At 72.3% G+C, this 12,320-nt stretch carries 11 protein-coding genes; 9 read left to right on the top strand and 2 right to left on the bottom strand.

Annotated elements, in window-relative coordinates; translation table 11 throughout:
• Positions 1–11 precede the first annotated feature (11 nt).
• From NUV38_RS04455 to NUV38_RS04425, 7 genes are all read left to right on the top strand, one after another.
• Positions 12–1,055 carry a substrate-binding domain-containing protein gene (locus NUV38_RS04455; protein WP_257727952.1) on the top strand — a complete coding sequence of 348 codons (1,044 nt, stop codon included), beginning with the start codon at positions 12–14 and terminating at the stop codon, positions 1,053–1,055.
• Positions 1,056–1,127: 72 nt separating this feature from the next.
• Positions 1,128–2,321 carry a Gfo/Idh/MocA family protein gene (locus tag NUV38_RS04450; protein WP_257727951.1) on the top strand — a complete coding sequence of 398 codons (1,194 nt, stop codon included), beginning with the start codon at positions 1,128–1,130 and terminating at the stop codon, positions 2,319–2,321.
• Positions 2,322–2,323: 2 nt separating this feature from the next.
• Positions 2,324–3,331 carry a sugar phosphate isomerase/epimerase gene (locus NUV38_RS04445; RefSeq protein WP_257727950.1) on the top strand — a complete coding sequence of 336 codons (1,008 nt, stop codon included), beginning with the start codon at positions 2,324–2,326 and terminating at the stop codon, positions 3,329–3,331.
• Between the two features lie 59 nt (positions 3,332–3,390).
• Positions 3,391–4,014, top strand: coding sequence for a DinB family protein (locus tag NUV38_RS04440; protein ID WP_257727949.1), 624 nt, complete (start codon positions 3,391–3,393; stop codon positions 4,012–4,014).
• 90 nt (positions 4,015–4,104) lie between these two features.
• Positions 4,105–4,938 carry an ABC transporter ATP-binding protein gene (locus NUV38_RS04435; protein WP_308219654.1) on the top strand — a complete coding sequence of 278 codons (834 nt, stop codon included), beginning with the start codon at positions 4,105–4,107 and terminating at the stop codon, positions 4,936–4,938.
• Positions 4,935–5,924, top strand: coding sequence for an iron-siderophore ABC transporter substrate-binding protein (locus NUV38_RS04430; RefSeq protein WP_257727948.1), 990 nt, complete (start codon positions 4,935–4,937; stop codon positions 5,922–5,924). The genes NUV38_RS04435 and NUV38_RS04430 overlap by 4 nt, the downstream gene beginning before the upstream one ends.
• Positions 5,925–5,959: 35 nt before the next feature.
• On the top strand, positions 5,960–8,056 hold the full coding sequence (locus NUV38_RS04425; protein WP_257727947.1) for an iron ABC transporter permease: 2,097 nt from the start codon (positions 5,960–5,962) through the stop codon (positions 8,054–8,056).
• A 4-nt stretch (positions 8,057–8,060) separates the two neighbouring features.
• On the opposite strand, the gene prfB is transcribed toward NUV38_RS04425, so the two are convergent.
• Positions 8,061–9,173: a peptide chain release factor 2 gene (prfB, locus tag NUV38_RS04420; protein WP_257727946.1), complete on the bottom strand. Its 1,113-nt coding sequence runs from the start codon at positions 9,171–9,173 to the stop codon at positions 8,061–8,063.
• A 50-nt stretch (positions 9,174–9,223) separates the two neighbouring features.
• The gene (locus NUV38_RS04415) at positions 9,224–11,218 is read right to left on the bottom strand and encodes a cutinase family protein (protein ID WP_257727945.1); all 1,995 of its coding nucleotides are present in this window, start codon (positions 11,216–11,218) and stop codon (positions 9,224–9,226) included.
• On the opposite strand from NUV38_RS04415, the gene NUV38_RS04410 reads away from it, so the two are divergent.
• Both NUV38_RS04410 and NUV38_RS04405 read left to right on the top strand, forming a co-directional pair.
• Positions 11,217–11,627, top strand: coding sequence for an HIT family protein (locus tag NUV38_RS04410; protein ID WP_257727944.1), 411 nt, complete (start codon positions 11,217–11,219; stop codon positions 11,625–11,627). The two genes, NUV38_RS04415 and NUV38_RS04410, sit on opposite strands and share 2 nt — an antisense overlap.
• Before the next feature lie 54 nt (positions 11,628–11,681).
• Complete coding sequence (locus NUV38_RS04405) at positions 11,682–12,200, top strand: hypothetical protein (RefSeq protein WP_257727943.1); 519 nt, start codon at positions 11,682–11,684, stop codon at positions 12,198–12,200.
• Positions 12,201–12,320 lie beyond the last annotated feature (120 nt).

The following is a 12,320-nucleotide window of genomic DNA, read 5'->3' as shown; positions in this document are numbered from 1 at the left end:
CCAGGAGTGTCATGACCACGATCCGCCCCCGCCGCCGTGCGGTCGCCGCCTTCGGCGCCCTCGCTGCCGCCACGCTCGTCCTCGGCGCCTGCACCAACAGCTCCGACGACTCCGGCTCCACCGGAGCCAGCAAGAGCAACACCGACAACGACAAGTCCGGTGACACCGTCACCATCGGCTTCTCCGCCCCTGCGGCCGACCACGGCTGGATGGGTGCGATCACGAGCTCGGCGAAGGCCCAGGCCGAGCAGTACGACGATGTCGACCTGAAGGTCGCGGAGGGCACGAACGAGGTCGGTCTGCAGATCTCGCAGGTGGAGACCTTCATCAACGACAAGGTCGACGCGATCGTGCTGCTGCCGTTCGACGGCGCCGCCATGACGCCGGTGGCGCTCAAGGCGATGGAGGCCGGCATCCCGGTCATCAACGTCGACCGCGAGTTCGACTCCCCCTTCGCCGCCCGCACCACGGTGCTCGGCGACAACTACGGCATGGGCGTCTCGGCCGGCACCTACGTGTGCGAGCAGGCCGCGGGCGACGAGGACAAGGTCGTCGCCGAGATCGCGGGCATCGACTCCCTTCCCCTGACGCAGGAGCGCTCGAAGGGCTTCTCCGACGCGCTGAAGAAGTGTGGCCTCGAGGTCGAGAACCGCGTGGCCGCCGAGTTCACGGTCGAGTCCGGCGAGCGCGTGGCCTCGAACCTGCTCCAGGCCGCACCGAAGATCGACTACCTCTGGAACCACGACGACGACCAGGGTGTCGGCGTGCTCGCCGCCATCAAGAACGCCAACCGCGACGAGTTCGTCATGATCGGTGGCGCCGGCTCGGCCAACGTCATGCGCGACATCAAGGCCGACAACACGGTGCTCAAGGCGACGGTCATCTACCCGTCGACGCAGGCCGCCGACGGCATCAAGCTGGCCCGCCTCATCGCCCAGGGCAAGTCGATGTCCGACCTCGCCGAGGTGCAGGTGCCGCGCAAGGTGCAGCTGGCCGCTCCGGTCGTCACGAAGGACAACGTGGACGAGTACATGGACTCCGCCTTCGAGTCCTGAGCCCCACCACCCGGGCCCGCCCGCGCCGACTCCATGCGGTGCGGGCGGGCCCCCTTCACGACGAGGACACACATGAGCGAGACGACGAACGGGCCCACGAACGAGCTGGGTGTCGCGATGGTGGGGTACGCCTTCATGGGCGCCGCCCACTCGCAGGCCTGGCGCACCGCACCGGCCTTCTTCGACCTCCCCCGACGACCCCGCCTGGCCGCGATCTGCGGACGTGACGCCGACGCGGCGGGCGCCGTGGCCGATCGGTTCGGCTGGGAGTCCGTCGAGACCGACTGGCGCCGGCTCCTCGAGCGCGACGACATCGACGTCATCGACATCTGCACGCCGGGCGACACGCACGCCGAGATCGCGATCGCCGCGCTCGAGGCCGGCAAGCACGTCCTGTGCGAGAAGCCGTTGGCGAACACCGTCGAGGAGGCCGAGGCGATGGCCGAGGCCGCAGCGGCCGCGTCGGCCCGGGGCGTGCGCGCCATGGTCGGCTTCACCTACCGCAGGGTCCCCGCGGTCTCGCTGGCGCAGCGCATCGTCGCGTCGGGGCGCCTCGGCACCATCCGGCACGTGCGCGGCCAGTACCTCCAGGACTGGCTGGTCGACGAGGACGCGCCGATGAGCTGGCGGCTCGACAAGTCCAAGGCCGGCTCGGGGGCCTTGGGCGACATCGGCGCCCACGTCATCGACATGGCCCAGTTCGTGACCGGCAGCGCCATCACGACCGTCAGCGGCCTGATGGAGACCTTCGTGACGAGCCGGCCGGTCGCGGGCGAGCGCGCAACGCTCGGCGGCACCGGTGGTTCGGGCGAGCGGGCCGACGTGACCGTCGACGACGCCGCCGCGTTCACCGCCCGCTTCGACGGGGGCGCCCTCGGCGTGTTCGAGGCGACCCGGTTCGCCACGGGCCGCAAGAACGCCCTGCGCCTGGAGGTCAACGGCTCGCTCGGGTCGATCGCCTTCGACTTCGAGGACATGAACGTCCTCGAGCTGCACGACGCGACGCTGCCTGCCGCCGAGGCCGGCTTCCGCCGCATCCTCGTCACCGAGGCCGACCACCCCTACGTGGCCGCGTGGTGGCCCCCGGGCCACGGTCTCGGCTACGAGCACGGCTTCACCCACCAGGTCGTCGACCTGGTGCACCACATCGCCGAGGGCACCGACCCGGCCCCGTCGTTCGCCGACGGGCTCGCCGTGCAGCGGGTGCTCGCGGCCGTCGAGGCCAGCAGCGACGCCGCCGGCACCATCCAGAAGACGGGAGCATGACGATGGCACGACCGATCACGCTGTTCACCGGCCAGTGGGCCGACCTGCCCTTCGAGCAGGTGGCCGAGCTGGCCGCCGGCTGGGGCTACGACGGTCTGGAGATCGCCTGCTGGGGCGACCACCTCGACCCCTGGGCCGCCGTGGAGGACCCGGACTACATCGCGACGCGCAAGGAGATCCTCGACCGTCACGGTCTCCAGGTCTTCGCGATCTCCAACCACCTCAAGGGCCAGGCGGTCTGCGACGACCCGATCGACCAGCGCCACCAGGACATCGTCGGCTCGCGCGTGTGGGGCGACGGCGATCCCGAGGGCGTGCGCCAGCGCGCCGCGGAGGAGATGAAGAACACCGCCCGCGCGGCCCGCATGCTCGGTGTCGACACGGTGGTCGGCTTCACCGGCTCGTCGATCTGGAAGTACGTGGCCATGTTCCCGCCGGCCACGCAGGCCATGGTCGACGCGGGCTACCAGGACTTCGCGGACCGCTGGAACCCGATCCTCGACGTGTTCGACGAGGAGGGCGTGCGGTTCGCCCACGAGGTGCACCCCAGCGAGATCGCGTACGACTACTGGACCACGCAGCGCGCGCTCGAGGCCGTCGGCCACCGGCCCGCGTTCGGGCTCAACTGGGACCCGTCGCACTTCGTGTGGCAGGACCTCGACCCGCTCGGCTTCCTGTGGGACTTCCGCGAGCGGATCTACCACGTGGACTGCAAGGACGCGAAGAAGCAGGTGGGCAACGGACGCAACGGCATCCTCGGCTCCCACCTGCCGTGGGCCGACCCGCGACGCGGCTGGGACTTCGTGTCCACCGGCCGCGGTGACGTCCCGTGGGAGGCGTGCTTCCGCATGCTGAACACGATCGGCTACGAGGGGCCCGTGTCGGTGGAGTGGGAGGACGCCGGCATGGACCGTCTGCTCGGGGCGCCTGAGGCGCTGGAGTACGTGCGCCGCAACCTGTTCGACGCGCCGGACGCGGCGTTCGACGCGGCCTTCAGCTCCGGCGACTGACGCCGACGCCGCCCCTCGCGGGACTCGACCCTGTCACCCCTGGGTGGCAGGGTCGAGTCATGCCCGAGCCCTTCAGAAACGCGCCCTTCAGGAGCGAGACCGCCAAGGACGACCTGCACCGCTACCTCCACGGGGCGCGCGACGCCCTGCGCTTCAAGATCGACGGGCTCGACGAGCTCGACGCCCGCCGCAGCCTCACCGCCACCGGGCTCAGCCTGCTCGGTCTCGTGCACCACACGGCGGTCTGCGCCGCCGAGTACTTCGGCGTGGTCTTCGACCGGCCCTTCCCCGAGCCGACGCCCGACGTCGAGGCCGACCCGCACGCCGACTTCGTGGTCCCGCCCGAGGTCTCGCTGGAGCAGGCGCTGGCCTACGTCGACCGCGCGTGGGCGCATGCCGACGCCACGATCGAGGCGCTCGACCTCGACACCGAGGGGACGGTGCCCTGGTGGAGCGGTCCGCGCGCCCAGGTCACGCTGCACCAGGCCCTGGTGCACATGATCGCCGAGGCCCACCGGCACGCCGGGCACGCCGACGTGCTGCGCGAGGGCCTGGACGGCACCGCAGGTCTGCGCCCGGACTCCACCAACCTGCCCGAGGGCATGGACTGGGCCGAGCACGTGGCGCGGGTCGACCGCGTGGCCCACGAGGCCGCGGACCGCTCCGTCGGACCCACCGCCTGAGGTCGACGCTGCACCGACAGAGGAGGCGCGGCCGGAGCCACGCGAGGGGCCGCCTCCCAGCATAGGGAAGGCATGCCTTACCTTGTTCGAGTGCTCGACCCTTCGACCATCCAGCTCCGCGGCACCGGCATCGTGGCCGGCTACCGCCGCGCGACGGTCGTCCACGACGTCGACGTCGCGCTGCACGCGGGCCGGGTCACGGCGCTGATCGGACCGAACGGCTCGGGCAAGTCGACCCTGCTGCGGTCGCTGGCCCACCTGCACGAGCCGGAGTCCGGCCGCGTGGAGCTGGGCGACGGCACCGCCGTCGGCGACCTGCCCGGGCGCGACCTGGCCACGCGGCTGACCCTGCTCTCGCAGTCGCGGAGCGTTCCCGGTGGTGTGTCGGTCCGGGAGGTCGTGGAGTACGGCCGTCACCCGCACCGCGGGCGCTGGGGCGGTGGCGACCCCGACGGCGCCGGTGTCGTCGACCGCGTGATGGGGATGTGCGGCGTCACCGACCTCGCCGACCGCCCCGTCGACACCCTGTCGGGCGGGCAGCTGCAGCGTGTCTGGCTGGCCAGCTGCCTGGCCCAGGACACGGCCGTGCTGCTGCTCGACGAGCCCACCACGTTCCTGGACCTGCGCTACCAGGTGGAGCTGCTCGACACGGTCCGCGACCTCGCCGACCACCACGACATCGCGATCGGCATCGTCCTGCACGACCTCGACCAGGCCGCCGCGATCGCCGACGACGTCGTGCTGCTCGTCGACGGCCGCGTGGACGCGGCCGGTCCTCCGGCCGACATCCTCACCTCGGAGCGGCTAAGCGCCGCCTACGGCATCCAGGTCGACGTCCACGTCGACCCCTCCACCGGCCACGTCCGCACCCGCGCCGTGGCCCGCCACCACACCCGTCCGACCCCCCTCCAGGAGAACCCGTGACGTCCATCCGCCTGCCGCTCGTGGCAGCCACCGCCCTGCTCGCCACCGTGCTCGCCGCCTGCGGCACCACCGAGGACGCCTCCGACGGCTCCTCGGAGTCCAGCGGGGAGAAGATCACCCTCACCGACTCGCGCGGCAAGGAGATCACCCTCGACGGTCCCGCCACCCGCGTGGCGGCCACGGAGTGGAACGCCGCCGAGTACCTCGTGTCGCTCGGCGTGCAGCCGGTCGGCGTGTCCGACGTCAAGGGCTTCGCCACCTGGGACAGCGCCGTGAAGCTCGACGGCGACGTGACCGACCTCGGCACGCGCGGCGAGCCGAGCCTGGACACGCTGGCCTCGCTCGACCTCGACGCGCTCGTCGTCACCGACACCCTGGCCGGCGACGCCGTGGAGCAGATCGAGAAGACCATCCCCGTGATCGTCCTGCCCGGCGGCAAGGCCGGCGAGCAGATCGACCAGATGTTCGCCAACCTCGACCTCGTGGCCAAGGCCACCGGCACCGAGGACGAGGCGAAGGAGCTGAAGGCCGAGTTCGAGGAGAAGCTGGCCGACACCAAGCAGGCCGTCGCCGACTCCGACGCCGCCGGCGCCACCGTGGCGTTCAGCGACGCCTACGACACCGGCGACGCCGTGTCGGTCCGGCCCTACACGGCCACCTCGCAGCTCGGCACGATCCTGGGCGAGCTCGGCTTCGAGAACGCCTGGGACGCCATCGACGGCCTCGAGCCCGACCCGGCCTACGGCCTGGCCCAGACCGACGTGGAGGGCCTGACCAAGCTGCCCGACGACACGCAGTACTGGTACATCGCCAACGACGCCGAGACCGACCCGTACGCGGACACGCTGAAGGACAACACCGTCTGGACGTCGCTGCCGTTCGTGGAGAGCGGCGACGTGGTCCGCTTCCCCGACAAGATCTGGATGTTCGGTGGTCCGACGTCGATGATCCAGTTCCTGGACGCCGTCGCGGACCAGGTCTCCTGAGCGCCTGACCCACGAGACCCCGAGATCACGACCGCATGACCCTCACGGCTGAACGCCCCGGCGTCGAGGAGCACACCTCCTCGGCGCCGGTCGGCGCGCCCACCTCCGGGTGGCGGGTCGCGGTCGTGGCCCTCGGACTGCTCGTCGTCATCGCCGTGGCGGCAGCCGTGCACGTGGTGCAGGGCACCGCCGACGTGGGCGTGGCTGAGCTGTGGGGCTGGCTCACCGGCACCGGGTCGGGGCAGGCAGCGGCGGTCGTCGTGGAGTCGCGGCTGCCGCGCCTGGCCGCGGGCGTGGTCGTGGGCCTGTCCCTCGGCGTCGCCGGCGCGGTCATGCAGTCGGTGGCGCGCAACATGCTGGCCTCCCCCGACACGCTCGCGGTGAACTCCGGAGCGTTCCTCGCCGTCACCGTGGGCGCGACGGTCGGCGTGCCGTCGGTGATCGCGGGCGACCTCGTGCTCGCCTTCGGCGGCGGCCTGCTCGCGGCCCTCGTCGTCTTCGCGCTGGCCGGCACCGAGTACGGCACCGTCCGGCTCGTGCTCGCCGGCACCGTGATCTCGCTGGGCTTCATGGCGATCTCGACGATGCTGATCATCCTCGACCCGCAGGGAGCCATCGGTCTGCAGGCGTGGCAGGCGGGGACGCTCAGCCAGAACGGCTTCGGCACGCTGCGGTTGATGGCACCGCTCATGGTCGTGGTGGTGGTCCTGACCCTGCTGCACGCGCGGCGCTTCGACCTGCTCACCCTCGGTGACGACGAGGCCCGGGCGCTGGGCGTGCCGGTGCGCCGGACCCAGCTGACGGTGATCGTCCTGGCCGTCCTGCTGTCGGCGGTGTCGGTGACCGTCGCCGGGCCCATCGGCTTCATCGGTCTCGTCGCCCCCGCCCTCGTGCGGCTCGGCACGTCGCGGGTCAAGGGCCTGCACCGCCACCGCGCGCTCGTCCCGCTCTCCGGCCTGGCCGGCGTGGCCGTGGTGCTGCTCGCCGACGTGACGGTGCGGGCGGTCATGGGCTCCCAGCGAGCGATCCAGGTGCCGACCGGGGTGGCCACCACGATCCTCGGTGCGGTGGTGCTGGTCGGCTTCGCGATGCGGCTGCGCGCATCACGGCTCGACGAGGCGGGGAACGCGCTCGACGTGCGCGGGCTGGGGGTGCGTCGCCCCGGTCTGCTGATCGGCGTGCTGGTCGTCCTGCTGGTGGTGGTCGCGGGTGCGTCGATGCTGGTGGGCGACCGGATGTTCCTGGTCGGGGACCTGCTCAACTGGCTCGCCGGGCGCGGTGGTCCGATCACGTCGAGCGTGATGGACGCCCGGGCGCCGCGGATCGTCGCGGCCGTGCTCGCCGGGGTCGCGCTGGCCGTGTCGGGCGCGCTGATCCAGGGCGTGACGCGCAACCCCCTCGCGGACCCGACCCTGCTCGGCGTGTCCGGGGGCGCCTCGGTCGGAGCCGTCATCGTGGTCACCGCGGTTCCGGCGGCGAGCTTCTGGGCGATCTCCGGGGCCAGCGTGGCCGGGGCGCTGCTCGCCGCGACCCTCGTGTTCGGCCTCGCCGCGCGCAGCGGCTTCGCCACCGACCGGCTCGTGCTGCTGGGCGTGGGCGTGGCCTACGGCGCCACGGCCACCGTGACCGTGCTGATCGTGGCGACCGACCCGTTCAACGCGGCCAAGGCCCTCACCTGGCTGTCGGGGTCGACCTACGGTCGCGCCTACGAGCACCTGACGCCGCTCGTGGTCGCGTGCGTGGTGCTGCTGCCGATCGCCTTCGCGGCGTCACGTCGTCTCGACCTGCTGTCGGTCGACGAGGACACACCGCGCGTGGTCGGCGTGGACCCGGCCCGCTCGCGCCTGCTGCTGCTCGGCAGCGGCACGCTGCTCACGGCGGCAGCGGTCTCGGTCATCGGCGTCGTCGGCTTCGTGGGGCTCGTGGCGCCTCACGCCGCGCGCGCACTCGTCGGGCGCCGTCACCGCCTCGTGATCCCGGTGGCGGCCCTGCTGGGTGCGATCGTGCTGAGCCTGTCGGACCTGCTCGGCCGCACGGTCGTGGCGCCCACGCAGCTGTCGGCCAGCCTGCTGACCGCGGCCATCGGCACGCCGTACTTCCTGTACCTGCTGCACCGGTCGCGGCGCACCTAGGACGTCAGGCGTTCGCCGTCTCCTGGTTCTTGCGCCAGCGGATGCCGGCCTCGATGAAGTCGTCGATCTCGCCGTCGAGGACCGACTGGGTGTTGCCCGTCTCGTACTCGGTGCGCAGGTCCTTGACCATCTGATAGGGGTTGAGCACGTAGTTGCGCATCTGGTCGCCCCAGGTCGCCTGCACGTCGCCACGCAGCTCGTCGAGGTGGGCGCGCTCCTCGGCCTTCTTGAGCGCGAGCAGCTTGGCCTTGAGGATCACCATGGCGCTGGCCTTGTTCTGCAGCTGGCTCTTCTCGTTCTGGCAGCTGACGACCACGCCGGTGGGGATGTGGGTGAGGCGAACCGCCGAGTCGGTGGTGTTGACGGACTGGCCGCCGGGTCCGGACGAGCGGTACACGTCGACGCGAATCTCCTCGTCGGGGATGTCGATCTCGTCGGTCTGCTCCAGCACGGGCACGACCTCGATGGCCGCGAACGACGTCTGGCGCCGACCCTGGTTGTCGAACGGCGAGATGCGCACGAGCCGGTGGGTGCCCGACTCGACCGAGAGCGTGCCGTACGCATACGGAGCCTTGACCGCGAAGGTGGTCGACTTGATGCCGGCCTCCTCGGCGTAGGACACGTCGTAGACCTCGACGGAGTAGCCGTGCCGCTCGGCCCAGCGGATGTACATGCGCTGCAGCATGAGGGCGAAGTCGGCCGCGTCGACGCCGCCGGCGCCCGACCGGATGGACACCAGGGCGTCGCGCTCGTCGTACTCACCGGAGAGCAGGGTGCGGATCTCGAGGCTCTCGATGGACCTGCCGATGCTGAGGAGCTCGCGCTGCACCTCGGCCTCGGTGTCGGCGTCGGACTCCTCGAGCGCCATCTCGTGCATCAGCTCGACGTCCTCGAGGCGTGTGCGCAGCCCGGTGATCCGTTCCATCTGCGACTGCAGCACGGACAGCCGACCGGTGACACGCTGGGCGTTCACCTGGTCGTCCCAGAGGTCGGGTGCGCCGACCTCCTCCTGCAGCTCGTCAATCTCGGTCTGCATCGCGTCGAGGTCGAGCACCTTCTCGATGGAGGTCAGGGTCGCGCTGAGCTCCTTGATCTGCTCTGCGAAGTCGGTGGCCACCTGTCGAGGCTACCGCCAGGGCCCCGGGCGCAGCTGATCGGCCGGGCCGTTCAGCGGTCGGCGAGACGGTCGAGCACCCGTCGGCCCAGGGCCGCGCCCAGGTCGAGGGTCTCCTGCGCGGAGTAGTCCGCGTGACGCTCGATCGAGGCGTCCGGACCGGCGTCACAGATCGCGTCACCCTCGTGGCACAGCGCGAGGGTGCGTGCGGCGACGTCGTCGGGCAGGTCGGTCGCCGCACCCCGCGCGAACGAGGACATCGGGACGACGCCACCGACCGTCGGGAGGGACCGGGTGGTCCACGAGGTCGACCAGATCGTCTCCCGTGCGGTCGGCACGGTGCTGGGATCGGCGAGGAGGCCGACGGCGGCGACGGCTTCGCGGTCGGCCTCGCCGGCCTGGACCAGACCCGCCCGCACGGCGGCCGCACCCTGCGAGGCACCCACGAGGACCACCAGGCTGTCGGGGCACCGTCGCGCGACGTCGGCGGTGAGCGCTGCGACGGCGTCGGCGCCACCGCGCAGGCTCGCCGAGAAGGTGGGCCAGTCGACCGAGTCGTCCGCCGGCGGGTACCCGGCCGCCGCGTACCGGACGGGCACCACCGCGAACGAGGTGGCCGGTCGGGCCTCCTGCACCGTCGCGTAGGCACCGTGCAGCACGCCGAACGTCGGGACGCCCGTCCCGCCGAAGGCCGCGTCCTCGTACGCCTCCGTGCCCTGCGGCGCCTCGCCCGAGCCACGTGCCCCGACCAGGACCACGTCGACGCAGGGCACCTGCGGTGCGTCCTCGGCGAGCCACGTGCTGCCCGTCGTCGGCGCGAAGCCCGCCCAGGGGACCACCAGCGCGCCGTACCCCCGCACCACGGCGCCGGTGCCGAAGGCCGCGGGGCCCGTCGGGCTCCCCCAGTCGACGTGGCGCGCGTCGGCGAACCCGTCGGAGTCGAGGCCGGCGGTGGAGGCCGCGACCGACCCGCGCCACCGGGCGGATCCGCCGCGGACGACTCGCAGGGCGACGTCAGCACCGGACACGTGGGATCGCCCGAGGTCGGCATGACCGCCCCGAACGACCCGGATGCCCGGCCAGTCGCCCGCTCTGGGGGATGTGGACGTGGACGTGAAGGTGGTGGGCTCCGAGCGGCCGGCCCGCAGTGTCCCGTGGACGGTCAGGCCGTGCCCGGCGGACCGCACCGTCACACCGTCCTCCACCGTGAGGGTGGCGCCCGCCGCGATGTCGACCGGCCCGGTGAGCACGACCGGCCGTCCCGCCGCCCAGGTGACCTGGCCCGTGATGGTGCCTGAGACCGTGTGCGACGCCTCGGCCCCCGACGGCACTGGCGGAGCCGGAGTCGCGCTCGAGCCGGGCTCCGGAGGTGGCGCCACGGCGACGGTCACGGTGGAGCTGACGCCCGCGGCACGGTACCCGTCGCGCGGCGCGACGACACGCACGGAGGAGGTGCCGACCGGCAGCTCGAGACCGAGGTCGTACCGGCTTCCTGCTCCCACGCGCCCGTCGACGGCCCGCTGCCACGCGCCCGCGACCCGGCGTTCGACGCGGACCGGGGCACCCGTCCGAGCGTTCTTCACGAGACCTCGCACCTGCACGAACGTCCACGCCGCGGTCCGGGGCGCGACGGACACACTGACACCGCTGCCGCGGAGCACGTCCACACGCCGCACCGCGCTGCTCACGGCCTTCTTCTTGCCCGCGGCCGAGACCCGGACGCGGTAGGACCACCGGCCGGGTGACGCGGCGGCGGTGCGTGCCGTGAAGCGCCCGCGGGTCCCGGTGCGCACGGTGGAGAGGTTCACCCAGCGACGACCGCTCCAGCGTTGCAGCACGACCTTGGTGCGGCGGGGCGTGGACGTCACGGTCCCCGAGACGCTCACCCTCGCCCCGACCAGTGGGGTCGTGGGTGAGATGGTCAGCGACACGCGACGTGACGCCGCGTCGGCAGGACCGAGGCCCGCAAGGACGAGGGCCACGACCAGGCTCGCCAGCAGCGCCGACCGACGCGCGCCGCGTGCGGTCGTGTGCTGGGATCGAGCCATGGCGTGCCTGTTCTGCGACGTGGTCAGTGGGAGCGAACCTGCCGAGGTGGTGCTCGACGAGCCGGAGGTCGTGGGGTTCTTGGACAATCGTCCCGTCTTCAGGGGTCACACGCTACTCGTCCCCCGGGTCCACGTGGACACGTTGCTCGAGCTCCCCGACGAGCTCACGGTGCCGCTGTTCTCCGCGGCCCGTCGCACCGCTGCGGCGATGACGTCGGCCCTGGGTGCGCAGGGCACGTTCGTGGCGATGAACAACGTGGTCTCGCAGAGCGTCCCGCACCTGCACGTGCACGTGGTCCCCCGCACCAAGGGCGACGGCCTGCGCGGCTTCTTCTGGCCCCGCACGAAGTACGAGGACGGCGAGGCGGCTGCCTTCGCCGAGCAGCTGCGACAGGTTCTCGTCGTCTGAGCGTCACCCGCAGGGGGTTGCGCTCCCCCGGACCCTCGGGTTGGCATGGAGGGCATGAACACATCGGGGAACAACACCAGACCGTCCGTCCTTCGCCGCCTCGCCGTGCTCCTGACCGGCATGATGCTCGGTCTCGGCGCCGTGGTCGGCCTCTCCACGTCGGCCTCGGCGGTGACGCAGGCCCAGGCCGAGTCGGCGTTCCGCGCGGCCGGCATCACGTGGTCGTCGTCGGGCGGGTGCACCGACCGGACCAACCCCACGTGCACGTCGTTCGACGGGCTGCGCCAGACCAGCGTGGACGGCGCCCGCACGCTGAGGTCGGCCAGCGGCTGCGCGCTCAACATCACGGGCGGCACCGAGACCGGTCACGCGGGCGGCACCTACAGCCACGCCAACGGCTACAAGCTGGACTTCAGCCTCTCCAGCTGCCTGACGTCGTACGTGACGAACACGTTCACCTACGTCGGCACCCGCAGCGACGGAGCGCGGCTCTACCGGTCGGGAGCCGGCAACGAGTACGCCCAGGAGGGCAGCCACTGGGACGTCACGTTCCACACGTGCGGAGGCTGCTGACCCACGCAGCCACGACCTGCTCGAACGAGACGGGGGCCCCCCCGGGGCGGGGGGGGCGGCGGGGGGGGGGGCGGTGCGGGGAGTGGGGCTCGGGGTGGTACCCGGGCACGGGCACACGGG

Origin of the sequence: Aeromicrobium sp. 50.2.37 (assembly GCF_024655735.1) — a bacterium.
In the GTDB taxonomy this organism is placed as follows: domain Bacteria; phylum Actinomycetota; class Actinomycetes; order Propionibacteriales; family Nocardioidaceae; genus Aeromicrobium.
Note: the sequence above shows the minus strand (reverse complement) of the source record. Positions and strands in the feature narration are given on the sequence as shown.